Annotated in this window: 18 protein-coding genes; 4 read left to right on the forward strand and 14 right to left on the reverse strand. The window is 39.2% G+C overall.

All coding sequences use genetic code 11. From position 1 onward, the window contains the following. Positions 1-59: 59 nt before the first annotated feature. From M2919_RS06300 to pta, 3 genes are all read right to left on the reverse strand, one after another. On the reverse strand, positions 60-2,585 hold the full coding sequence (locus M2919_RS06300) for a 5'-nucleotidase C-terminal domain-containing protein (RefSeq protein WP_248848421.1): 2,526 nt from the start codon (positions 2,583-2,585) through the stop codon (positions 60-62). 141 nt (positions 2,586-2,726) lie between these two features. After that, a complete protein-coding gene (tsaE, locus tag M2919_RS06305) occupies positions 2,727-3,209 on the reverse strand; it encodes a tRNA (adenosine(37)-N6)-threonylcarbamoyltransferase complex ATPase subunit type 1 TsaE (RefSeq protein WP_248848422.1) in 483 nt (160 codons plus the stop codon). Between the two features lie 62 nt (positions 3,210-3,271). Continuing rightward, positions 3,272-4,252: a phosphate acetyltransferase gene (gene pta / locus M2919_RS06310; protein ID WP_248849487.1), complete on the reverse strand. Its 981-nt coding sequence runs from the start codon at positions 4,250-4,252 to the stop codon at positions 3,272-3,274. Between the two features lie 234 nt (positions 4,253-4,486). Here pta and M2919_RS06315 point away from each other — a divergent pair, with 234 nt between their 5' ends. Together M2919_RS06315 and M2919_RS06320 are read left to right on the forward strand one after the other, a co-directional pair. Then, on the forward strand, positions 4,487-5,359 hold the full coding sequence (locus M2919_RS06315; protein ID WP_023605832.1) for a Cof-type HAD-IIB family hydrolase: 873 nt from the start codon (positions 4,487-4,489) through the stop codon (positions 5,357-5,359). Between the two features lie 20 nt (positions 5,360-5,379). Continuing rightward, positions 5,380-5,943: an LURP-one-related/scramblase family protein gene (locus tag M2919_RS06320; RefSeq protein ID WP_237662143.1), complete on the forward strand. Its 564-nt coding sequence runs from the start codon at positions 5,380-5,382 to the stop codon at positions 5,941-5,943. A 34-nt stretch (positions 5,944-5,977) separates the two neighbouring features. Here the strand turns inward: M2919_RS06320 and M2919_RS06325 are convergent, their stop codons facing one another. Beyond that, entirely contained in the window at positions 5,978-6,877 is a 900-nt protein-coding gene (locus M2919_RS06325) for a prenyltransferase (protein ID WP_202585347.1), read from the reverse strand. Between the two features lie 163 nt (positions 6,878-7,040). Here M2919_RS06325 and M2919_RS06330 point away from each other — a divergent pair, with 163 nt between their 5' ends. Next, entirely contained in the window at positions 7,041-8,018 is a 978-nt protein-coding gene (locus M2919_RS06330; protein WP_168413388.1) for a polyprenyl synthetase family protein, read from the forward strand. A 61-nt stretch (positions 8,019-8,079) separates the two neighbouring features. Then, the gene (locus M2919_RS06335; protein WP_248848423.1) at positions 8,080-8,739 is read left to right on the forward strand and encodes a CPBP family intramembrane glutamic endopeptidase; all 660 of its coding nucleotides are present in this window, start codon (positions 8,080-8,082) and stop codon (positions 8,737-8,739) included. Positions 8,740-8,782: 43 nt separating this feature from the next. Here M2919_RS06335 and cydC read toward each other — a convergent pair whose 3' ends face one another. From cydC to M2919_RS06385, 10 genes are all read right to left on the reverse strand, one after another. Beyond that, on the reverse strand, positions 8,783-10,570 hold the full coding sequence (cydC, locus tag M2919_RS06340) for a thiol reductant ABC exporter subunit CydC (RefSeq protein ID WP_248848424.1): 1,788 nt from the start codon (positions 10,568-10,570) through the stop codon (positions 8,783-8,785). Beyond that, a complete protein-coding gene (gene cydD / locus M2919_RS06345; protein WP_248848425.1) occupies positions 10,570-12,306 on the reverse strand; it encodes a thiol reductant ABC exporter subunit CydD in 1,737 nt (578 codons plus the stop codon). The genes cydC and cydD overlap by 1 nt, the downstream gene beginning before the upstream one ends. A 2-nt stretch (positions 12,307-12,308) precedes the next feature. Further along, entirely contained in the window at positions 12,309-13,337 is a 1,029-nt protein-coding gene (gene cydB / locus M2919_RS06350; protein WP_222316986.1) for a cytochrome d ubiquinol oxidase subunit II, read from the reverse strand. Next, positions 13,338-14,768, reverse strand: coding sequence for a cytochrome ubiquinol oxidase subunit I (locus tag M2919_RS06355; protein ID WP_168413383.1), 1,431 nt, complete (start codon positions 14,766-14,768; stop codon positions 13,338-13,340). A gap of 133 nt (positions 14,769-14,901) precedes the next feature. Next, a complete protein-coding gene (gene gor / locus M2919_RS06360) occupies positions 14,902-16,251 on the reverse strand; it encodes a glutathione-disulfide reductase (RefSeq protein ID WP_248848426.1) in 1,350 nt (449 codons plus the stop codon). A 428-nt stretch (positions 16,252-16,679) separates the two neighbouring features. Further along, entirely contained in the window at positions 16,680-19,793 is a 3,114-nt protein-coding gene (locus M2919_RS06365) for a hypothetical protein (protein WP_248848427.1), read from the reverse strand. A gap of 246 nt (positions 19,794-20,039) precedes the next feature. Further along, entirely contained in the window at positions 20,040-21,287 is a 1,248-nt protein-coding gene (locus M2919_RS06370) for a peptidase U32 family protein (protein ID WP_248848428.1), read from the reverse strand. Continuing rightward, positions 21,288-22,211 carry a peptidase U32 family protein gene (locus M2919_RS06375; protein WP_248848429.1) on the reverse strand — a complete coding sequence of 308 codons (924 nt, stop codon included), beginning with the start codon at positions 22,209-22,211 and terminating at the stop codon, positions 21,288-21,290. It lies immediately after the preceding gene. Positions 22,212-22,398: 187 nt separating this feature from the next. Beyond that, a complete protein-coding gene (locus tag M2919_RS06380) occupies positions 22,399-24,861 on the reverse strand; it encodes an ATP-dependent Clp protease ATP-binding subunit (RefSeq protein ID WP_248848430.1) in 2,463 nt (820 codons plus the stop codon). A gap of 4 nt (positions 24,862-24,865) precedes the next feature. Next, complete coding sequence (locus M2919_RS06385; RefSeq protein ID WP_023605819.1) at positions 24,866-25,333, reverse strand: CtsR family transcriptional regulator; 468 nt, start codon at positions 25,331-25,333, stop codon at positions 24,866-24,868. Between the last annotated feature and the right edge of the window lie 183 nt (positions 25,334-25,516).

Consider the following 25,516-nt stretch of genomic DNA (forward strand, 5'->3'; position numbering starts at 1 on the left):
TTATTGATTACGCTGACGACTTCTTTGAAATAGTCGTAAATTAATTAAATAGTCAAAAACTATTTTACTTCGTTTTTCTTGCGAACCATTACGATTGTTAATACGCCGCCGACAATGGCTAACCCTGCTAAAGCAAACGGTGCTGCTTCTTCACCTGTCTGTGGTAAATAACCAGGTTTCTTATTATTACTGTTATTTGAGCCAGATGTGCCACCATTTTCTGCCTTTTCATTTGTCACTACGATATCTCTTTCAACCATCATGTCATCTTTAATGAAATGTAATTTAAGGGTGTCATCTTTTTTCAAATCGAATCCACGGATATCAAATGAGAATTTTCCATCTTTACCAACTGTTACATGGTGAACTTCTCCATTTGGCAATGTGATAATGACTTCTGCACCAGGTAGACTTTCTCCTTTAATAACTCCTCCCACAAGAACTGTTTTTGAAACTTTTGTCGCTTCATCTAGTGGTTTGTTTTTTTCTGTTTCTTTAGAATCTTCCGTCGATTCTGTTGTGCCTGGCTCTTCTGTTTCTGTTGTGCCCGTTCCTTCTGTTTCTGTTGTGCCTGGCTCTTCTGTTTCTGTTGTACCGGTTCCTTCTGTTTCTGTTGTACCCGGCTCTTCTGTTTCAGAGGGAACTTCTTCTCCTACTTCTAATTTTCTTCCTAAAGCGGGAGCGGTAATCTTTTTACCTTCTTTTTCCATCTTTTCAAAATAAGAAACAAATGTTGAGGTGTCTGTATCCATAGCTGCAACTAACTTCCCTTTGGTAAAGCTCTTAAATCCATCGCCACCACCAAATAGAAAATCATTTATCACTACGTTGTACATTTTTTCAGGGTCTAATTCCTTGCCTTGACTATCCTTAATCTCGACAACTTTAAAGTCATCACCTACACCTTGATAGGTAAAGGATAAACCAGCAATTTGCAGGAAGTAATGCAACTTACCATTTTTATGTTGCTCATTTAAAACATCACGAATCGTTTGTCCACTTAACGCTACCACTTGTAAAATATTTCCAAATGGTTGCACAGCTTGCACAGCTCCCCATGTAATAGCACCGTCTGGTTGAGCAGTTAAATCAGCACGAATCCCACCGTTATTAGTCATTGCAAAGTCCACTGTAACCGGATTTCCAGCTGCATCTTTCAACTGAATATCATTCGCCATATGAAGCTGAGCATCGACAATCAAGTTCCCTAAAGGTGATTCGCTATGAGCATTGACATCTTTTGTAATCGTGGTAACGCCCTCTGCTGCAGTAGCTATCTTAGATTCTGTTACTTTTTTAATCAATTCACTCGCGTGATCCACAGTTTTTTGAACTTCTGCGTTTTTGTCTGAACGATCAGTTGTCGGCTTCACTTCCGCTTCCGGTACGTCAACAAAGTCTTTTGTTTCAGGGTCAAGTTCACCTTGTAAATCAATGTACGCTTTTCCTTGTGCCGTACTTTGAACAACACGTGTTTTATTTTCCCCATTTTCATAGACGCCATTTGTATGTTGATGATTATGACCCGCAAATACAACATCAATACTGTTATCTGGATAGATTTGGTTTACTTTATCAAGAACAGTCGCCACTTCTCCTGATACATTTCCATTCGCATCACTTACCGCTGATAAATGAGTAATTAAAACAATTGCATCAATTCCTTTTTCTTCGCGAAGGATTTTACTGTATTTCGCAATCGTTTCAGCTTCATCTAAGACATCGTAATCCTTCGTATGCTCCGCTAAAACTAAGTTAGGAAACTCTGATGTAATAATTCCCATATAAGCAACCTTGACACTTTCATTTCCGTTGCTATATGACCTAGTTGTATACGGTTCAAACCCATAAGGGATTTCGCCATCTGATTTATTCACAATGTTAGCAATCACAATCTCTTGATCAGAAGCTACTCTCGCATAGCCATTCACAATCTCACCTAAGTCCCCTTCAAATTGACCTGAGGCTGGCTCTTGACCTTTAAGAATTCGATGAAATTCACCTAATCCTTTATCAAATTCATGATTACCTAACGTTCCCAAAGTAAAATTCATTTGATTGAACACTTTAATCGTAGGCTCGTCTTGTAATAAAGCAGAGTTAGCTGGACTGGCCCCTACTAAATCACCTGCTTGCACACGCTCCGTCTTACCACCTTTTTCCGACTTAAAGTTTTTTTCTGCCTCGTCTAAATGGGCTGCTAAATTAGACGCTTTCCCTACACCTCTATGTGTACCTGAAGGCAAATAAGCTGTACCTGTGGTATCCAAAGCACCATGGAAATCATTAACACCTAACATTTGAACCGGAATCGTTACCTTTTCAGATTCTTTTTCATCTGATTCTTCTGTTACTTCAGTTGCCTCTGTCGTTTCCGTGGCGTCTGTTGTTTCTGTTGTTTCTGTTGATTCTAAAGTTTCTACTGACGATTCCTCCGTTGAATTGTTTTCAACAGTCTCAGCCGTTACTTCGGTTCCCTCTGTTTCCCCGTCTACTGCTTTCACAATAGGAACAATGCCAACTAAGTTAGCGCTTAATAAAATGGTTGTTAAAAAGACACTCGAACGACGTTGCCATTTCTTCATTTTGTCACATTCTCCTTTTAATGTTTTTTATATAACAAAATTTTAACATTAAAAGACAAAATAAACAATATTATATGCATTGGTAACGCTAACTTTAAAAAGATAGCGTTTTTACATATAATATTGTTCGTTCTTTTTGATCTAATTTACACGTGTCATCTCTTCATCCAACCACTGTTGAAGCGTCTCAGTGAACGAGCATAGTTTGGAGCCGTGTACGGTTAGCGATAGATAGCGACCTTCCCCTACTTCGGGATACGCTAACTGAATATCCAAATAATCAGATGGCAACTCGCCTTCTAAATTATGTCCCCATTCCATAATCACTAGTCCTTGGTCTTCATAGTATTCTTCTAGTCCTAATTCTTCCCCATCACCGTCTTCTAAACGGTAAACATCCATGTGATACAACGGCATGCGCCCCTCCGTGTATTCCCGAATAATCGTATAGGTTGGACTTTTAATAACACGCTCAATACCTAAACCTTTCGCAATCCCTTTCGTCATAGTCGTTTTACCCGTTCCTAGCTCTCCTGTTAAAACGAGTGTCGACTGTGGGGAAATATAGCGACCAATATATTCGCCCACCTGTTGTAATTGCACCTCATTTTGCAAGTGCCACATTGACTTTCCTCCTTTTATGAAAAAAGGTGTCCACTTTTTTCAAAGAGAACACCTTGTATGTATTATTTTTTGTCAAACATAAATTGTGCAGCCGTAATGATAGATAACATGTATACATCATCTTCGCTACAACCACGTGATAAGTCTGAAATTGGTTTATTTAATCCTTGTAAAATCGGTCCAATAGCTTCAAAACCGCCAAAACGTTGTGCGATTTTATAACCAATGTTTCCTGATTGAATTTCTGGGAAAACAAAGACATTCGCATGACCAGCAACATCTGAGTCCGGTGCTTTTTGTTTCGCAACAGATTCTACGAAAGCCGCGTCAAACTGTAACTCACCATCAATTTGATAATCAGGTGCTAATTCTTGCGCGATTTTAGTTGCTTCAGCTACCTTAGCGACTTCTTCACTGGCTGCTGAACCTTTTGTAGAAAAGCTTAACATCGCAACTTTTGGATCAATACCAAACATTTCAGCTGTTTTTGCTGTTTCAACTGCTATTTCACCTAGCGCTTGTGCATCAGGATTAATGTTAATCGCACAGTCTGCAAACATGTAACGTTCGTCACCACGAATCATTAAGAAAACACCACTTGTACGGCTAACGCCTGGTTTTGTTTTGATAATTTGTAATGCAGGACGTACAGTATCGCCTGTTGAGTGAATCGCACCACTTACCATTCCGTCTGCTTCACCCATATAAGTTAACATTGTCCCAAAGTAGTTCGCATTTTGTAGCATGGTTTTAGCTTGATCTTCTGTTGCTTTACCTTTACGACGCTCAACAAATGACGCTACCATTTCTTCGAATTTATCATATTTTGCTGGATCTACAATCGTCAGTGACGTAGCATCCCAACCATTTTCTTTCGCTAAGGCGTGAACTGCGTCAGCCTCTCCAATCATAATCGGCTCTAATACGTCATCTTGTTTTAAACGAATCGCTGCTCCCAACACACGGACATCCATACTTTCTGGAAAAACGATACGGATTCCTTTTCCTTTAATTTGAACAGCTAAGTTTGTTTTAATTGTCACGCTAATTCCTCCATTTTTTCTTGTTTCTATCTCTTTTATCATACACCTATTTGATTGAAAAAGACAGAGTTTCCACTCTTTTATGAGAATGACCATGATTTTTTTATACGTTTTTAATTTCTTTGTGAAAACTTACCATGAATGTGTTTATTTCTTTAATAAGTATGGAAGATGCTCAATTCGCTAAAAGGTGGTAAAATAAAGCATAAGTGTTTATTAGGAGGAGCCAAAATTATGATTAAACTCATCGCATCCGACATGGATGGTACATTACTCGGTCAAAAACTTAGCATCTCGGATGAAAACGTTGCTGCTATTCGCTATGCAGAAGAACATGGTGTTAAATTTATGATTGCAACAGGGCGTAACTTTGACGAAGCGACCCCTGCGTTAAAAGAAGCTGGACTGGTCTGTCCATTAATCGCCGTCAATGGCGCACAAGCCTTTGATGAAAACGGCAAGACACTCTTTACAATTGATATTCAACAAGAAGAGGCGCGCCAAGTTGTTAAAATTTTAAAAGAACAAGATTTGTATTTTGAAGTTGCAACGACTAAAGGGATTTTTTCTGACAACCGTCCTCAACGCTTAGAAAATATGGCTACTTTTATCGCCAATAGTATGCCACATCTCACCTATAAAATGGCTGTTGCAATGGCGATCGCACAGTTAGATATTCAAGACGTGCATTATGTGGAAGATTTTGAAGAACTTTTTGCTCATGAAGATGTGAAAATCTTAAAATTCATTGCCTTTTCACCGTTAGAAGCGGCTGCTTTAACGCCTGCTCGTCAAAAAATTGATTTAATTGATGACTTAGTAGTCACATCCTCTTTTCCAAATAATTTAGAGGTCAATCACCGTTTCGCTCAAAAAGGGATTGCCGTACAACGCATGGCACAAGCCTATGACATTCCAATGGAAAAAGTCATGACAATTGGAGATAACTTTAATGATATTAGTATGCTCGAAGTAGCTGGCGTCAGTTTTGCTATGGGTAATGCAGAACTAGCTGTCAAAGAAGTGGCCAAGTATGAAACAGATTTAAATACACAAAGTGGAGTTGGGAAAGCAATTAGACGCGCTGTAGATGAACGCTTAAGTTAAAAGTGAGGGTGGGAAACCGCATGGCAACTTATTATATCCAACAGAACTTACTGACCGCAAAATACCCCACTATCGTTCGCAATGAAGCTGGCGAACCTCTTTATTTAATGATAGGTAAATGGGGAAACCGTGGAGATGTTCTGTCGCTCTATACGTTAAACGGCGATTTAGTCGCCAAGGTGAAACAGTCACGTGTCGCATTTAAACAAGGAGCCCGTTTTGATTTATATCTGGGGGATGAGAAGGTTGGCATACTGCACCGCTTTTTACAGCAGTATCTCGATTTGTATTATATTTTTAAACTCAAATGGTGGGTAGTTGGGAATATCCCACAACATCAGTATCAAATCAAACGGCATAATGGCATGGTCATGACCATGCAAAAATACTATCACGCCACAGGCGATTTTTACGAGCTTGATGTGACAGATGACGCGGACGCTCCGCTATGTATTTGTATTGCTTCCGTTTTAGACTACTGGCTAAGAAATCGCTCGACACAACATTCGTTTATCTCGCCAAACAAAGTTCCTAATTTAGATATTCAATCTTTTGAAAAAAAGACTGAGAAGTCAGATTTATGAGTAACTACTCACTCTGACTCTCAGTCTTTTATGTTTAAATCACACCGATAACAAAAAATAATGCGTAACCAATCATCGTGGCGGCTAAATTTTGAATGGCTAATGGAAACGTGGTCAATTTATCTTGCTTCGCTCGAAAAGCATAGGTATTCGTCAATACTTGACGAAAAACAAACCAAATCCCTAACACCGTCCAAGGAACTAAACCTATGGCAACTGAGAAACTCGCCGCCACAAAAGGCGCTAAAGCTAGGAAGGTAAACAATCGGACGGCATTGTTCTTCCCTATGTAGTGAACTAATGTAAATCGTTCATTTAATTCATCCTCTTCCAAATCACACGTATTATTTGCTAACATTAAGTTTGCAATCGCAAAGACGGCAGGAAGCGACATTAGGAATACGTCTCCTACGAAAGACCAGTTAAATGCTTGACGATCATACACATTTAAATAGACACAAATAAGGGGAATGATAAAGCCCATCGTGACTCCAGAAGCAACTTCGCCAACAGGCAGACTCGATAATGGACGTGGTCCAGCTGAATAAAAAATCCCTACACTATAACTAATGATGCCTAATACTAAAATAACCCAGCTCGTCTGAGACGCCAAAACTATCCCGATAGCAGCTGATACGACAATCATGCCAATCATCATTCGTCTAACTAGTGGCAAGGAAAGATTTTCTCTGCCAATGATATTGGTTTCCTCTCTATAATCATGAACGTCAGTCGCATTGTGATAGTCCATATAGTTATCTAGAATATCTACCGCCATATTAAATAAGAACATGGCGACAAAAAACACACCCATCGCCCACCACTTGACTTCACGATAATGATACCACGCATAAGAGACACCTAATATAAAAGGGAACACACTAGCGGTCTTCGCTTTTAGCTCCACTAACTCTGCAAATATTTTCCACGACATTTTACTCACTTCTTTCTTTAGTATAACACCCTAATTATACAGGTTTTAATTGAGAATTAAAGAGTGATGATTTATAATAAAAAACGATATCCTACTTTGGAAACAAGCTTTTTTTTCTAAACTAGTTTATAATTGATATAATGAACCGACACAGGAGGTTTCCATGGCTATACATCCTTTATGGGCTCAGTACCCAGACATACAAAAAGAACTAGAACAAACACAAAAAACCATCCAACATGCCATTAAAATTCGAAATCAGGATATCCAAACGGTATTGTCACAATTTTTCGAATCTGGGGGCAAGTTATTACGCCCGGCTTTTTTTATTCTTTTTACAGAGTTTGGCACCGTTCCTTCTCAAAAAAGAAAACATGAATACGCTGCGGCACTAGAAATTTTACATGCGGCTACTTTAATCCATGATGATGTGATTGACGACTCCCCTCTGAGACGGGATATGCCGTCCATCCAAGCGCTTTATGGTAAAGACATCGCAGTCTATACTGGTGATTTTCTATTTACCGTCTATTTTCAGCTACTTGCTTCAGCTGTTCAAGAGATGGACACACTAGATTTTAACGCCAAAAACATGCGTAAAATACTAGTAGGTGAATTAGATCAAATGCACTTAAAACATAATATCGATATTACAGTGAAACAATACCTTCGCCACGTCAAAGGCAAAACCGCACAGCTTTTTCAACTAAGTTGTGTAGAAGGTGCTCGTTTTGCTGGCTGTACTAAACGACAACAGTTACTAGCGTTACGCATTGGCTACAATATCGGCATGGGCTTTCAAATTTTAGATGATATTTTAGATTATACTGCTACCGAGTCAGAACTAAAAAAACCGGTATTGGAAGATTTAAAAAATGGACACTACACGCTCCCTTTAATTCTTGCAATGAATCGCAACCGACAAGCCTTTGCTTTTTTAGAAAAAGGAACAGACTTAACGGATGACGATATACAACAAGCAGTAACACTTATTCAACGCTATCAAGGTGTTGAACAGGCTATAGTGCTAGCAGAGCGTTACACTGAAACGGCATTAAAAGAAATTAAGAAATTGCCAGATATTCCCGCACGACATATTTTATATGATGTCACCGCAACGCTTTTAAAACGACGCGACTAACAAAAAAGTGGCTGAACTCAGCCACTTTTTCTTATTATTTTTTCAGAAATGAGGTTATGCTATGTATTCTATCAAACAAATTTCAAAAGGACTTTTATTCGCTTTTCTATTATTTATCGTCTACTCACTTCCAAGTATGTCACTAGCTTTAGGCAACCTTCCCTTTATTCTCGTTACTTTAGTGGTGCTATTTTTGCTAATTTACTTAGCAAAAAAACGAGGGGCATTTGACCATTTATCTCCTTTTTTCAGTTGGTATCACATGAAATGGATAATCGGTGGTTTTTTCCTCACACGAATCGGCGCGATTGTCTTTACCATGTTATTGTCAGGAGAAAGTTCGCAAAATGACCAAGCCATTCAGGAACTTGCCACAGCAATTTCACCTACCACTCTTTTTCTACTTATCTGTGTGCTAGCACCGATTGGCGAAGAAATCATTTTCCGTTATTTTATCATGAATAGTTTTATTGACGTACGTCAACCGGCTTCTACATTAGGAAAAGTTTTAGCGATTACTGTGAGCGTGACACTGTTTAGCTTAGTACACGGTCCCACGTCTATCTTATTTTTCCTCATGTACGCTACTATTGGTTTAGTCATGGCATTTGCTTATCTCTATACGGGAGATTTGCGTGTCGCTATGAGTATTCACTTTTTAAATAATTTCTTACCGTTTCTCGTCATGACGTTTGCTTCTCATTTACTACCTGCTAACTAATTGAAAACCCCTCAAAGTCAATAAGTGCTTTGAGGGGTTTTTCTTAATTTAAATAGTCTAACGATAATAAATGTTGATAATGTTCATTCTCTGCTCGTAAATCAGCAGGCGTGCCATCCATTTTTAACTGTCCATCTTCTAAGAAAATCACGCGGTCAGCTTGTTCTATGGACATCAAGTGATGCGTAATCCAAATAATCGTTTTCCCTTTCAAGACAGAAAAGACGGTAGCTAGTAAGGCTCGCTCGGTAATAGGATCTAAACCTATCGTCGGCTCATCAATGATGACAATCGGAACATCTTGTAGCAAGATACGCGCTAAAGCAATCCGTTGCTGCTCACCACCAGAAAAACGTTTACCGCCTTCCTCTACCATCGTATGCGCACCTTCTGGCAAACTATCTACCAGCTCCTTTAACCCTGCCTGTTCAATCGCCTTTAAAACGTCCTCATCACTAGCATTTAGATTCCCTAAACGTACATTGTTCATTAGCGTCGTATCAAATAAATGTGGTGCTTGATTCAATACACCAATGACTTGAGACATTTGTCCGTGCAACTCACTCACAGGAATACCACCAATCGTAATCTGACCGGCAACCGGTGTTAAATCGCCGCGTATGAGCTTAGAAAGAGTCGTCTTTCCAGTACCGCTTTTTCCTAAGACAGCGATTTTTTGCCCTGCTGGAATCGTTAAATTGAATAAAGTTAACAATTCACGCGACTGTGGGTGATAGCGATAACTCACTTCTTCCAACTGAATATCCGCACTGACGGGCAGAGCTGTCGTAGCAGTTGTAGTCGCTTGCGTGTCATCATTCACTTCAGGAAGTTCATGAAGACGCTGGACAGAATCTTCATACATCGGTGTTTCCGTAATTCCTTCACTGATTGGACCAAATGCATCCATTAATGGAAACACAGCTAAGACAAATGCAGCAATCCAATTCGCTTGTTGGCGTGATAAGAAATAATCACTCGCCCAATAAAACATCGCAACAATGATAATGCCAAACAACAGTTGCGTAATAAAATTACGCACGCGCGTTTGTTTGTTAAGGGATGCATCCTCCACACGCACTTCTTTTTCTGCCTGAGTATAACGCGTTAAAAAGTCTGCTTGTCGACCACTATATTGCCAATCACCTACACCAAGCACAGCATCTGTCAATTGTTGATACATCGCATGACGCTTGTATTTACGGCGATAGACGCGAGCATTATTCACAGCAACAGATGCTAAAGGCACTACTATCACCATGACACCAAACATTAATAAGATAAACAAAGCAAACGGCCAAGAAAAATACCCTAATCCTATCACGACTAATGTATAAAGCAATAAGCCAATAATCGTAGGGAAGATGGTTCGCAAATATAAATTTTGAATATGTTCAATATCTTCCGCTAAAATCCCCATAATTCGCCCAGTCTGAAAAGATTCTTTTGAATGTGCGGCACGTGATTCCAACGAACGATATAGTCGTAAACGAATATCTGACGTCATTTTCAGTACCCAATTATGACTACCTAACCGCTCTAAATAGCGAAATGTTGGACGTCCAATCCCAAACGCACGCGTCAAGACAATCGGCACATAGACACGCATGACGTTATCTGGTCGAGGAGGACGTGTTAAATTAACCAACCCGATGTCTGTTGAGCGACTAATCAGATAGCCCGATGTAAACATTAATGCACTGGCAGAAAAGAACGTCAACAAACCTAAAAACAATACAAGTGCCAATAAGCCTCGATATTTTTTGAAGTAAGGACGCACCCAAGTATCCTGTTTACTTAATAATAAACGTGATGATTTTTTATGACTCACTAAACGTCCCTCCCTTGTGTAATATCTTTGACAAATGCTTGATAGTAACCATCTTTAGCATTCAACGCTTCATACGTTCCATGCTCCACGATTTCTCCGTGGTCCATCACTAAAATATAATCCATCTCTTTCATCCAATGTAAACGATGCGTCGCAAAAAAGACTAAATGATTATCAAATAGCGGCAACATCGTTTCCTTTAACTCTGCTTCCGTTTCAATGTCCAAATGCGCAGTCGGCTCATCAAAAAGGAGCACTTTTCTCTCTTGATCAACAAACGCACGAGCTAACGCTACACGCTGCATTTGACCCCCACTTAACATCTGACCACCGTCACCAATCATCGTATCTAGCCCCTCAGGTAACTCTGCAACTAACGAGGCTAAGCCTGCCTGTTTAACCGCTTGCTGAATGACTTCTTCTGACGCATCTGGGACGTAGAAACAAATATTATCTCGCAGACTCGCGTGGAACAGATACGGATCTTGAGGAATATAAAATAGTTGACGTTGCCAATGTGCATCCGCCAAAGTATTTAAGCGCTGCTCATTAATATAAAGCTCGCTTTCCGCTGTGGGACTTAAAAATCCTCCTAACGTTTTTATCAACGTTGATTTTCCAGACCCAGAGAGACCGATAATCCCTACTTTACCGTACCCTTGCCAATCAAACGAAATTTCTTTTAACGCACGTGTTTCATAACGAGCATCATATTGAACCGAAACATTTTTTAAAGATAACTTATCCGTTGCTTCCCAAGACGTCATCGGCAAAGCTTGGCTTTCTTTTGTCTCTGGCTCATCTAAAATCGTATAAATCGAATCCAGTGTATTACCACCATCTAGTGTTGCGTGATAATCATTCGCAAAGTCACGAACGGGTAAGAAAAAGTCCGGCGCTAAAATCAACACCGTCAATGCTGGCATCAATAACATCTCTGCTTCTATCAATCGCAACCCAAGAAATAAAGCGATAATCGCCACAGATAATGTTGAAAAGAAATCTAACGCAAATGTCGATAAAATCGCAATTTTCAACGTACTCATTGTCGCTTTACGATAATTTTCACTGACATCAAAAACATTTTTCTCATACCGTTTACTCAAACCTAATAAGTTTAATGTTTCTAAACCACGTAATGAATCTAAAAAGTGATTACTTAAACGTTGAAACCCTTCATACTGTTTATCGGCTTTCGCACGAGCCGCATAACCTAGCACAATCATGAAAATAATAATGAGTGGGAAAACAACTAGTAATACGATACCTGAAGATATATCTTGCATGAACACAAACACTAAAATTATCCACGGCACAATCATCATGTTTGTCAATTTAGGTAAAATAATCTGAATATAATTTTCAATTTGTGCGATACCTTCTATCGACATCGTCACCATATTACCCGTCCCGTGCTTTTGAACAAAGTTCGGGCCTAACGCAAACACCTTTGCCAGCAACTCTTGACGAATCAAACTTGCCTGTTCAAACGCATAGGCATCTAAAACTTTATCCTTCACATAATTTAATACTTGGCGACTCATAAACGCACCAAAAAACAACATGATATGACTCGTTTGTGATTGAAACGGTTGACCGCCCCACACCTCAGTAATACTTAAGGCTAAATAATAAGCCTGCCCTATAATCAAAAGAGCTTGCAAGATACTATATCCTGCAAGCCCGATAAGAACAGGTCGTATATTTTTCATTTTAAACATGTTCTTATTTATCATCTCTAATGTCCTCCGAGTTTACCAGCCTTTAGACGTTTTCTAAAGATATGGTAAGACCATCCTTGGTAACCTAATACAACTGGTAATAAAATAATCGTTACAATCGTCATTGTTTTCAACGTGCCCAATGAGCTCGCTGCATCTGCAATCAATAAATCTCTCGCTGCATCTGCTGAACCAATCATAACACGTGGGAATAAGCCGTTAAAGATAAGCGCAACAATCCCCGCTAAAATACCACCTGAAGCGATAAATGACAACATTTCTTTCCCTTTAAAGGTACCAAATGCTGCAATCACAGCTGCTAGCACAATTAAGGCTAAAATCACTAAGGTTGAAGTTGGACGGTACTCGATAAAATCGGTTTTCGTCCAAACTAATGCTGCAAATACCACTAAGCCCACAAACAACACTGGGTACAAGCGTTTCGCATACATTTCAGCACGGAAACGAATCGGGCCATCTGTTTTAAGACGAATGTAGTTTAAACCATGAATGAATGAAATCAATGTCACAGCTACTCCTCCTACAATCGAGAAGAAGTTAACATAGTCGCCAAAACTTGCCACAATATTTTTATCAGCTTGGATAGGCATTCCTTGAATCAAGCTAGTAAAAATCATCCCAAACATAAATGGAATCAACACGCTTCCAATAAACAATGTCCACTCCCAAATATTCTTACCACGTTCTGTTTCAGCATGAGCACGAAACTCAAAAGAAACGCCACGAATGATTAAGCCTACTAAAATAAGTAAAAATGGAATATAAAAACCACTAAAGAGAGTCGCATACCACTCTGGGAATGAAGCAAACATCGCTCCACCAGCCGTGATAAGCCATACTTCGTTTCCATCCCATACAGGACCAATCGTTGCCATCACTAAATCACGTTCTTGTTTATTCTTAGCGAGTAGTTTCGTTGACATTCCGACACCAAAGTCAAAACCTTCTAGGAAGAAGAATCCAACGAACAATACAGCAATAATCACAAACCATAAAAACTGTAACGGTTCTAAACCTGCTATCATCTAAAACGCCTCCTTCGCTAATGGATCTTGAGAAGTATTGACTACTTCTGGTTGATAGTAAGGACCGCGTTTATGTTCACGATGAATAAAGTGAACTAAAACAGCACCGATAAAGCTAAATAATAAGAAGTAAATAATATTAGACGTTAATAACTCGCCCGCTGTTACAGACGGTGACACACTATCTGCGATTGTGAACAAGCCGTAAACTGTCCAAGGGAAACGTCCAAGCTCTGTTATTAACCAACCACATGTATTGGCTACAAACGGTAAGAACGTCATTAATCCGATTATTTGTAAAAGCCACTTCATTTCTAATAACTTATTATCGCGTAGTAAGAATAATCCTACCATTGCAATAAAGACAAACAAAGTACCAAATCCTGCCATGAATCTAAAGCTCCAGAATAACGTTTTAACTGGTACATAGAAATTCATGTCTTCGCCGTACTTCTCTTTGTAGTCGGCAATTTGTTCTTTAAACTCTTCTTGGAACTCAGCATCGACTGTCTTCATTCCTTTAAAGCTACCTTCGTGATCCGAACCTAAAATACTTAACATATAAGGAATTTCAATTGAAAAACCTTCTTCTTTTTTGTCCGTATCTGGGAAAGCAATCAATTTCCAAGGCACATTTTCATCGACAGTGTCTTCATATAAAGCTTCCATTGCTGCAAACTTCATCGGTTGCTCACGAATCAAATCGTTTACTTGACGGTGACCAACTAAAATGACCACGATAGATGAGATTAGCCCCATAATTAAACCAAATTTCAATGATTTACGGTTAAACTCGATGTCACGTTTACGTGCTAAATTAAATGCAGCTAAACCAGCAATCACAAACGCACCTGTTACAAAGGCACCAAATAGAACGTGTGGGAACTCTAACCAAAGCTGACTATTTTTCAATAGTTCAAAGAAACTAGTCATCTCTGCTCGGTTTGTTTCCGGATTGATTGTAAAGCCAACTGGATGTTGCATGAACGAGTTAGCAGCTAAAATCCATAAAGCAGATAAAGCAGACCCGATAGCAACCAGCCACATGAATAAAGCATGCACTTTCTTTGGCACCTTATCCCATGTAAAAGCCCACAATCCAATAAATGTTGACTCTAAGAAAAAGGCTAATAAAGCCTCAACCGCTAATGGTGCTCCAAAGATGTCCCCCATAAAGCGTGAATATTCAGACCAGTTCATACCAAATTGAAATTCTTGAATAATACCGGTAACGACTCCGACTGCAAAGCTTAGTAAAAAGATTTTTCCCCAAAACTTTGTCATGTCTTTATAAACTTCATCTTTTTTGATGACATATAAAGTTTCCATAATAGCAACGGCAAGACCTAGTCCGATTGATAGCGGCACGAATAAAAAGTGAAAAACAGTCGTCATAGCGAACTGAATTCGTGCAAGCGTTAAAATTTCCATTCTATTTTTTCCTCCTTTTTTATTATGATAGAATAATCATTCTTAACACAGTCTTATTATAGTCTAAAATGCTACAGTTTCCAACTTTTCTTATGCTTTTTTTTCATTATATTATGTCCGTTTATCTAAAAGTTTACCGCATGGTCACAAACTCTTCGGCTCCTGTTGGATGAATAGCAACCGTATTGTCAAAATCTTGTTTTGTCGCGCCCATTTTAATAGCCACAGCAAAACCTTGCAACATCTCATCCACATCGATACCGACACCGTGTAAACCTACAATACGTTCCTCTTTACCAACACAAACGAGTTTCATCGTCGCCTTGATTTTTCGCTTTTGCAGAGCATAATACATCGGATTGAACTGACTACGATAGACTTTGATATTACTTTCACCATACTTTGTTACGGCTTCTTCTTCGGTCAAACCGACTGTTGCAATCGGTGGATGTGAAAAGACAACCGTTGGCACATTCTGATAATCCAGATGTTCATCTAACTTTCCATTAAATAAACGCTCTGAAAGACGACGACCTGCAGCAATCGCGACGGGCGTCAATTCTAAATGACCCGTCATATCACCAACCGCATAAATGCCTTCTGCTGACGTATTTTGATAACGATCCACTTCAATGTAACCACTATCTGTTAACGCCACCCCTACTTTATCTAACCCTAAGTTTTCAACGTTTGGACGACGACCAATTGCCCAAATCACAGCATCGACATTTAACTCTTTACCATTTTCATTGACTAATGTGACCGTACCATCCGCTTCTTTTCGCAAACTCTTCGGCACTGTATAGCCATGTAAATGCAATCCTTCTTGTTGATAGATAGCTTGTAATTCTGTCACAATCTCTTGGTCAAATGAACGTAGCGGACGGTCATGGCGATAAACAAGATGTGTTTCAGCACCTAATCCATGAACCACGCCGGCTAATTCAACTGCTATATAACCAGCACCGACAACAGCGATACGCTTTGGCAATGTCTCTAAGCCAAAGAAATCATCTGACCCCAGACCATGTTCCGCTCCAGGAATATCTGGGAATACCGTATGCCCTCCCGTTGCGAGTAAGATATGAGGTGCTGTGTACTGAGTTCCCTCAACTTCTACCACTTGGGGTGCTACAATTTGCCCATAACCTTTTACAACTGTGACTTGATTACTCGCCAAGCCATTGTCGTACGCCGTATGCAGACGTTTAATATACGCTTCACGATTCGCTACCAATTGTTTAAAATCGAAACGGTCAATCGTCACATCAAATCCATAGCTTTCAGCATCTTTCAACATCATTTCACGCATCGTCGCCGCTTGCCACATGACTTTTTTTGGCACGCATCCTAGATTAACACACGTCCCACCTAAATCTTGTGCCTCAATTAACAGCACCTTTGCTCCATGCATTCCTGCACGATTCGCTGAAGCAATTCCTCCACTACCGCCACCAATGACAATATAATCATACCTTTCCATTTTAGTGCTCCTTTCAAACCTTTTATACCCTCAATTATACGTACTTTCACAAACGAATTGCAATTGATACGTTTCTTACATGGAAAGAAACACTCATTATCATACAAAATACCTCATGAAATAAAAATGAACAAAAAAATCGTCTCTTAAAAGACTTAAGAAACGATAGTTATTCATTATTCTTAGTTTAAAATTTAAATTTAGCAACTAAAGCAGTAAGGAAAGAAAATACCATAACAGAAAGACTAGCAACCAGTGTTTTAGACTGACTTGTTTGTGGGAGTTACACGCCACCTAGTTGTAGCTATTAATTTTATCACGCTAATTAGCCTTACATGATTTGTCAAATTTCTGTCAATAAATAAAACAAATGAGTCTCAAGTTTTAAACTCGAGACTCTTTTTTATTTTGGCTTAATCTTGTTACGATTATAAGACTTGGTAAGCGTTAAATACAGCGTAAGCTCGTGAACCGTCCTCAGACATTTTCACTGAGTAAGTGAAGTATAAGTCACCTTTTGTCTCATACATTAACACTTTGTTATGACCTGGACTTGCCATCCAACGTTGGAAAGCTTCCTGTGCAATCTCCTCAGCCGTTGCATCCATGTGAACGTTGAATGCGACGATGTTCTCATTGATTGCGATGTATCGATGTTGGTCATCTTTTACAAACGCTGATTTATAACTGCTGCCATCTGGGCGTTTGTGGTCAAACACTTCCATGATTTCCTCAGCTCGAGTAGCAGAACCGCCTTGAGCTCCTTGATGAGACTCGTCGTATAGAAGTTCAGGCTTACCTTGTTTAGCTCGTTCAGCATTCAATGTGTCCGTGAATGTTTTGATTGAGTTTTTCTCAATGTCAGCAATGCGTGCAGCATCGTAAGCTTTAGTAAAGTCATCACGGATAGCATCTAACTCTTTAAGCGTTGTGGCCTTTTCAGCACGCTCAATGAATTTGTCCTTCGTCGCTTGGTCAACGAATGGTGCAGCTTGCATATTCTTGATGAGTTGCTTACGTTGACTATCAATAGCCTTAAACTCTTTGGCATCTTTTACAATAGGTGCAATGTCAGACTCAGATTTGATAGCTTCAATTCGAGCACCGAAGTATTTCTCAATGCCTTCGTTAGAGAAGCCTAATGCAGCCAATTCTTTACGAGCTTGGTCTTTATAACCTTGAACTTTTTCTTTCTCAGCATCAGCTTTATCATTTGCTTCCGATACCTGTTTAGCTTTAGCTAATACTGCATCAACGTCAGATTTTGTCTTCGCAGATTTAATACCCTCTGTAAACTTAGCCTTGTCATCTTTTAAGTTTAGCTTGTCAAGTTGAGCTAATGCTTTTTCAATGTGCTCATTTAATTCTTTTTGAGCAGCCTCTTCTTTGTCGCGGATATCATTTGCTTCAGATACTTTTTGAGCATCAGCTAATTGTGTATCAACCTCAGCTTTAGTAGCAGCAGCTTTGATAGCATTTACAAACTTAGCCTTATCGTCTTTTAAGTTTAACTTGTCAAGCTGAGCTAACGCTTTTTCAATGTGCTCATCTAATTCTTTTTGAGCAGCCTCTTCTTTGTCACGGATATCATTCGCTTCAGATACCTTCTTAGCTTCGTTCATGATTGCATTGATAGATGACTCATCTTTAGCATCAGAGATTTGCTTGTGATAATCAGCAGCTTCCTCTTTACTTAAGTTAAGTTTACCTAATTGACTCATTGCAGCCTCTTTAGCCTTAGCTAATTTTTCAGCAGCCTCAGCAGCTTCCTTGTCTTTAGCATTAATCTCATTTTGCTCTTGAGCATCTTTTACAACACTGTCAATCTCAGATGCATTTGTAGCGGCATCCACCTGTTTACCAAATTGTGCTTTCTCAGCATCTGATAAGTCATTCAACGCATTGATGATAGTTTTTGCTTGAGATTTAGCTTGCTCTAACTTCGCGGCTTCAGCATCAATCTTGTCATTTTCCGCAGATACTGTTTTAGCTTCATTGACAATACTCTCAATTTCATTTACTGATTGAGCCTTATCAATTTGAGTAGCAAATTTCACTGCATCGTCTTTCAAGTTTAATTCCGCCAATTGCTTGTGACCATCAGCTTTAGCATCAGCTAATTCCTTAGCAGCTTGTTCTTTAGCATCGTTCTCATCATTAATTGCTGAAGCTTTATGAGCCTGAGCAACTAAATCATTGATTGCATTGATAGTACCGGCTTCTTTAATATAAGCAATGTACGTTGACTTGTCATTTTTCAAATTCAATCCTTCAATCTCAGCTAATGCATTCCTTCGTGCAGCTTCCAAAGCTTCGATTGCAGCTTGCTCTTCTAAAATGCGGTCAATGATGCCTTGAACAATTGCCTCTTCCTTCTCCAATGTTGCAAGTAAAACATTCAATTCTTGTTTCTTAGCTTCTAGTGCAGATTTATCAAATGTCTTACCTTGTAAGTCATTTAATTCAGCCTGAGCAGTTTCTTTAGCAATGCTAGCTTCTGCAATACCAGTTGAAAGATTGGTGTTAGCAATTTCTAATATGTCGATTTGCATCTGAATGACATCTTTGTCAGCATCCTCATCTTCAAGTTGATCCTTTAAGTCAGCAATCTTATTATCGTTTTCTAAAATTTGACTTTGACTTGATTGAATTTCAGCATCTAAATTAGCGATGTCATTTTGCTTAGATAATATTTCATCTGCATTTGCTGTAGCAGCTTCGTCAATCGCAGCGATTTCAATATCAACATTAGCTAGCTCAGCTTGCACATCAGCCATTTCAGCTTGAATTTCAGCTAATTTTGCACGAGCTTCCTCTAATGTCATGTCTTCATTAATACCTGGTCGTCCTGGCTTCTCTTCAGGTTTAATTGGTTTATCAATTCCTGGATCTGTTGGTTTCACCGGCTTATCAGTTCCAGGCTTATTTGGATTCGGAACTACTGGGGTTTCGACACCTGGCTTTACTGGTTTAACTGGCTTATCAAATTCTGGATTTTTTGGTCTTTCTGTCACATTATTTGATGTTCCAGAGTGTACAGTCGATTTATTTACTGTAATATCCCCTTTTGGTGTATCAGATACTTGTCCAGCAAATGTTTGAGTCGTATCAATTTTATCCTTATCTGTTAAAGTTTCGGTATGTTTTACCTCTCCATTGATATCTTTAATTTCTACATTAGCTCCATCAAATGAAATAGTAGTGCCAACAGGTACTGTATATTGTTCTCCCATTGCAAAACCATTCAATTCCATAAGCTTGTCAAATTTGATGTTCGTTGCAATACCTATTTCATAAAATGTATCACCTTTTATAAACGTATAAGATTTATCGCTTGATAATCGTTGTGCTATTTCAGATGAACTATTAGCAGTCCATTCCGCAGCATCTACTGTTTCACCAGTTGCTAGTACCACCCCACCAACAACTGTCACGAAAGTTAATGCTTTCACTACCCAATCGCCAGTACGTGATTTGACCATGCGCTTTTTACAAACATCGTCTGTACCACCTTTTAATAAAGATGATAATTTCATTTTCATAATTCCATCACTCCTAATTAGTTTTAGAAATTAAATAAATTTCTTTCTATATTATACTCTTTTTTTGAATCATTTTCAAAAAACGTTCGTTTAATTAGGTTGGCTCTATTTGCAATGAATTACAGTTACGTATACATCAACAAAAAAGATTACCAATCTCCAAAAAGCTGGGAATTAGTAATCTCTTAAAATATATCGTTAATCGTTATAATTATGAAGCTAAAATTTTTATTAGAATCTAACCTCTTATTTCTTCTTCCGAATCATGTCGCCTACTTCAACAGGTTCTTTAACTTGCATCGTCAATAACATCATAGGATTAGGGGCACGGTCGACGCTCTCCCCTTCTTCATTCCACATTTCTTCAACGGTTTGTTCAAAGTGGTGGAATCCTGGCCCATAAAACTCAATTTCATCTCCCACGCTAAAGTGGTTACGTTGGCGAATAGTCGCCATCTTAGTTTCTGGATCATATGCCATCACTTCACCAATAAAACTATATGCCGGTATTTTACGACGTGGTCCAAACAACTGCTCATCCTCGCTCGGTGTTTGGTAATAAAAACCAGTAGACAACTCTCTCTGCGCGACTTTCCAAAGCTCATCAATCCACTCTTGTTTACACACATAGTTTTCTGGGTCTGCCATATAGCTATCTACCGCTGCTTTATAAACATTTGCCACCGTAGAAACATAATGAATCGACTTCATACGCCCTTCAATTTTAAAACTATCTACGCCGTTTTGTATTAAATCTGGAATATTTTCAATCATTGCCATATCAACCGCACTCATTGAGAAAGGTTCCGAAACCTCACCATTTTCAGTCAAAGAACGTTTTTCTCCAGCAAAAGGTAAGTCGTACAACTCATATTTCCAACGACATGATTGACAACACCCACCACGGTTAGCATCTCGTTTCGCCATATGATTCGATAACGTACAACGGCCAGAGTATGAAATACACATTGCCCCATGAATGAACGCTTCAATTTCTACGTCTGTATTTTCACGAATTTCTTTAATTTCGTTCATTGAAACTTCACGAGCTAAGACGACGCGTTCTAACCCTTCATTTTGCCAAAATTGTAACGTTTCATAGTTAGCGGCAGACGCTTGCGTCGATAAATGAATCGGTAATCCGGGTGCTTCTGTCGCACAGATTTCAATCAAAGCAGGGTCTGAAACAATCACAGCGCTAATCCCGATATCACGTAAAGTGCGGAAAAACTCTCCCGCGCCTTCTTCATCTCCTTCATGCGTCACCATATTCGCTGCCACATAGACTTTAGCATCATGTTCTCTAGCAAAAGCTACTCCCTCTGCCATCTCTTCATAACTAAAGTTTCCTGCTCGGCTACGCAAACCATAGGCATCTCCGCCAATATATACAGCGTCAGCTCCGTAGTGAATAGCCGTTTTTAATTTTTCTAATGTCCCAGCAGGTGCTAACACCTCTGGACGTTTTAATGTTGTTTGATTTTTTGTTGTCATTTATTTCACCTCATCAGGATCTAGTAAAAAGAAGCCCGTATCTAAACCACGTTCTTCCGGATGCAACGCTTGGACTTTTTCTGCCAATTCTTCCGCACGTTCCGCTGTCCAAGTCCCGTCTATTATCGTTTGTCGAGCTTCAATAAATAGCGAGACAATCTCTACAAACGTTTCACCTGGCGTATAAATACCGTCTAATTTCCAATGGCGATAATCATGCGCGACTAACTGTCCAAGTTCGTTCATTAATGAAATATCATTGTTCGCAAAAATATGGGTACCATGGCTATCTTCATAAATTGAGTAATGCGTGCCACCTTTACGAGGCTCTGATAAAAACAAGCCCGCCTCTTTAGATTTATCATGTTCATTTCCAATATAAGATAAATAATTTTCGACAAGCGGACGTTTTGATTGATGAATACAAGACGCACCATAGACAAGAATTTCGCCAAAGATATCTAATTTAGGCGCCATTTGTTTTAATTCCTCAAAAGGCACTTCTCTCGCAATGACAGCACCGATTGCACCGCGTTTGCCCCAGAAATTAATCTGACGCGCACTTGTTACCATCGTATGACCGTCATATAAGTATGGAATCTCGTCTTCTCTTTCTCGCAATACATGGATAACACCCGTATCGCCTACGGTAATCTGGTCGACATGATGAGCCGCCAAGAAATCTAAATAGTCAGGTACTTCTTTCATTTTAGCTGGATGCATAATGCCATTGACAGCTACCGTTGCAGTCTTGCCGTGCTTATGAGCTAATTCTATTAACGCCACTTGTTCTTCTCGACTAAAGGACGTCGGTAAACGCAACCCAAACTTTTCTTCACCAAAATAAAGGGTGTCTACACCCGCTTCTAAAAGTTTGTGAGCCTGTTCGTATGACTCAACTGTTGCTGTTATGTTTATTGACATCTAAAAAAACTCCTCCCTACACAATTATGATAATAATATCACAAGTTTTCTGACTTGCCAACCACCGAATTTTCACAAAAAAACTCTCTGTATTACCACGACCTTCAAACGCTAGATATCACATCTAACATTTAAACATCACTTCATACAGAGAGTTTCTAATTTATTCCCTATTTACTTTTAAAAACTATGATTTAGATAAAGATTTTTCGCGGACGGTTAACGTAATTTTACCTTTCGACGCGCCAATCGTCACACGATCACCTGTTGCAATTTGACCCGATAGTAACGCTTCACTTAATAAATCTTCCACTTCACGTTGTAAAGCACGTTTGAGCGGGCGCGCACCGTATTCTGGATCAAATCCTGCTTCACCAATCACATCTAACGCTGCCGTCGTTAATTTTAACGTGATGTCTTGTTCTGCTAAACGCGTCACTAGAGATTGACTCATAATATTAACGATTTCACGTAATTCCGTCTTATCTAATGAATGGAAGACAACTGTTTCATCAATTCGATTTAAAAATTCTGGACGGAATGCTTTTTTTAATTCTTCTAAAATCCGACGACGCATTTGTTCATGGTCATGTCGCACGTCTTTTACATTAAAGCCAACTGATACTTCTTCTTTTAAAGCCGTCGCTCCTACGTTAGATGTCATAATAATAATCGTATTTCTAAAGTCCACCTTACGTCCCTTCGCATCTGTTAAATGACCATCATCTAACACTTGCAATAGCACGTTAAAAATATCTGGATGAGCCTTCTCTACCTCATCAAGTAAGACAACAGAATAAGGTTTCTGACGAATTTTTTCCGTCAATTGTCCACCTTCATCATATCCCACATAGCCAGGAGGTGAGCCAATCAAACGACTCGTCGTATGTTTCTCCATAAATTCTGACATGTCGACGCGAATTAAAGCACTCTCATCTCCAAACATCGTCTCAGCCAACGCTTTGGCTAATTCTGTTTTCCCAACTCCCGTCGGCCCTAGGAACATAAATGAACCAATCGGACGTTGCGGATCTTTCAACCCACTACGCGCACGTCGAATGGCTTTCGCAACCGATACAACTGCCTCGTCTTGACCCACTACACGTTTATGCAGCTCTTTTTCTAAAGACAACAAACGCTCGCTTTCCTTTTTCTCCAACTGTGTCAAAGGTATGCCCGTCCATTGCGAAATAATCTCCGCAATATCTTCCGTCGTCACATTTAAATCATACGTCGCTTTTTCTGACTGTGCTTCATCATATTGACGTAACTTTTGCTCCTGAGCTTTTTCTTTTTCTCTAAATTTTGACGCTTCTTCAAAATTTTGCGCTAAAACAGCAGCTTCCTTATCTTCACGATACTTCGTTAACACTGCCAATAATTTTGCGCGCTTTGATACCACAGGGCTACCAGATAAACGCACTCTCGCACTGGCCTCATCAATCAAATCAATCGCCTTATCCGGTAATTGACGTGATGGTAAATAACGAATAGACCAATCAACCGCTGCCTCAATCGCTTCATCTGTAATGTTTACTTTATGATGTGCTTCATAACGTGAACGAATACCCGCTAAAATCTCTTTCGATTCTTCCGCTGTCGGTTCGTCCACTTGAATTTTAGCAAAACGTCGCTCTAAAGCTGCATCTTTTTCAATATATTTTTGATATTCATCCAATGTCGTAGCACCGATTGTCTGTAACTCACCACGAGCTAAAGCAGGTTTTAAAATATTGGACGCATCAATCGCACCCTCTGCTCCACCCGCACCAATCAATGTATGTAACTCATCTATAAATAAAATAACTTGCCCATCTTGATAAATCTCATTAACGACATTTTTCAAACGATCTTCAAATTCACCACGATACTTCGTTCCCGCAACAAGCGAGCCCATATCAAGCATCATCAATCGTTTTTCCACCATATCTTCTGGCACTTCACCTTTAACTATCTTTTGTGCAAGCCCTTCAGCAATCGCCGTCTTCCCTACACCCGGCTCTCCAACTAAAACCGGATTATTTTTCGTACGACGACTTAATATTTGAATAAGTCGTTCAACCTCTGGCGTCCGTCCAATTACAGGGTCTAACTGCTCTTGCCGTGCTAATTCTGTTAAATCTCTTGCTAAACTATCTAACGTTGGCGTCTGAGATTCGGAGACACTTACCCGCTCCTTTTTCATGCCACGAGGGTTTTTACTATCAATTAGCCCCATTTTACGCAGTACTTGTTTTCGTGTATGCGGTAAATCCAAACCAAAGTCACGCAACAAACGAGCCGCTAAAATTTCTTCATCTCTTAAAATTCCTAATAATAAATGCTCTGTACCAACCATCGGAGATTGTAATCGTTTGGCTTCCTCTTGTGCCACCATTAGGATTTTACGAGAACGTGGAGAATATGGTAAATAACCATTATCTCCATAACTACGTCTCACACCATAACCTGTCGCGTGTTCAATCTCTTCACGCAGTAATCCTTCTGAAATACTCGCATGACGTAATATTTTACCTGCCACACCATCTGGTTCAATCACCAACGCTAATAATAAATGCTCGGAACCAACAGAACCTTGTTTAAAAAAACTTGCTTCATCTTGCGCTATCAATAATACTGCTTTCGCCTTATCTGTAAACATCAAATCCATAAAATTACCCCTTTTCTTCATAACGAAGTCGCTCTAGCAACAACCTCATCATCGTTGCACGCGTCTTATCTTCACTCGTTTTATGATGAAACGTTTCCGGTGCCAACACTGTCAATATCAAATTGGCTTCTCTCTCGCTTATAATATCATAGTTATATAATTGTTGCAGAATTGCCACACTATCCTGGTAAGATAAAGTATTTCCTATCCACTCATCAAGTTCTGACAAAACATCTCCATACTGATTTAACACTACTTTTTCAATACGAATATAGCCTCCGCCACCCCGTTTACTCTCAACATTATACCCTTGCGCCACAGTAAAACGTGTATTTATGACATAATTTATTTGAGAAGGAACACAGCTAAAACGATCAGCAATTTCAGAACGCCTAATTTCAATTTGCTCTTGCTCCTCTAAGATGGCTTTAATATAGGCCTCAATCAAATCGGAAATATTCGGTTGTCCCATCTACTTCAACCCCTTCATTTTGACTAATTTTGACCTTCAGTTTAATTATACGTTAATCATCAAAAAAGAGAAAGAAGTTTGATTAAGCTTCTACCTTGTCAAAATTATAAAGTAAATACTAAAAAAACAAAACTAAAACGAAAGATTTACTTGAAATTATAAAAATAATCTCGCTTTAAATGA

Source organism: Vagococcus lutrae (assembly GCF_023299185.1).
GTDB classification, from domain to species: domain Bacteria; phylum Bacillota; class Bacilli; order Lactobacillales; family Vagococcaceae; genus Vagococcus_A; species Vagococcus_A lutrae.

Bases quoted from the DNA above. Each gene is read 5' to 3' on its own strand.
- M2919_RS06300 (WP_248848421.1), bottom strand. From the start codon at position 2,585: ATGAAGAAATGGCAACGTCGTTCGAGTGTCTTTTTAACAACCATTTTA.
- tsaE (WP_248848422.1), bottom strand. From the start codon at position 3,209: ATGTGGCACTTGCAAAATGAGGTGCAATTACAACAGGTGGGCGAATAT.
- M2919_RS06315 (WP_023605832.1), top strand. From the start codon at position 4,487: ATGATTAAACTCATCGCATCCGACATGGATGGTACATTACTCGGTCAA.
- M2919_RS06320 (WP_237662143.1), top strand. From the start codon at position 5,380: ATGGCAACTTATTATATCCAACAGAACTTACTGACCGCAAAATACCCC.
- M2919_RS06325 (WP_202585347.1), bottom strand. From the start codon at position 6,877: ATGTCGTGGAAAATATTTGCAGAGTTAGTGGAGCTAAAAGCGAAGACC.
- M2919_RS06330 (WP_168413388.1), top strand. From the start codon at position 7,041: ATGGCTATACATCCTTTATGGGCTCAGTACCCAGACATACAAAAAGAA.
- M2919_RS06335 (WP_248848423.1), top strand. From the start codon at position 8,080: ATGTATTCTATCAAACAAATTTCAAAAGGACTTTTATTCGCTTTTCTA.
- cydD (WP_248848425.1), bottom strand. From the start codon at position 12,306: ATGATAAATAAGAACATGTTTAAAATGAAAAATATACGACCTGTTCTT.
- cydB (WP_222316986.1), bottom strand. From the start codon at position 13,337: ATGATAGCAGGTTTAGAACCGTTACAGTTTTTATGGTTTGTGATTATT.
- M2919_RS06355 (WP_168413383.1), bottom strand. From the start codon at position 14,768: ATGGAAATTTTAACGCTTGCACGAATTCAGTTCGCTATGACGACTGTT.
- gor (WP_248848426.1), bottom strand. From the start codon at position 16,251: ATGGAAAGGTATGATTATATTGTCATTGGTGGCGGTAGTGGAGGAATT.
- M2919_RS06365 (WP_248848427.1), bottom strand. From the start codon at position 19,793: ATGAAAATGAAATTATCATCTTTATTAAAAGGTGGTACAGACGATGTT.
- M2919_RS06370 (WP_248848428.1), bottom strand. From the start codon at position 21,287: ATGACAACAAAAAATCAAACAACATTAAAACGTCCAGAGGTGTTAGCA.
- M2919_RS06375 (WP_248848429.1), bottom strand. From the start codon at position 22,211: ATGTCAATAAACATAACAGCAACAGTTGAGTCATACGAACAGGCTCAC.
- M2919_RS06380 (WP_248848430.1), bottom strand. From the start codon at position 24,861: ATGGATTTGATGTTTACAGATAAGGCGAAAGCAGTATTATTGATAGCG.
- M2919_RS06385 (WP_023605819.1), bottom strand. From the start codon at position 25,333: ATGGGACAACCGAATATTTCCGATTTGATTGAGGCCTATATTAAAGCC.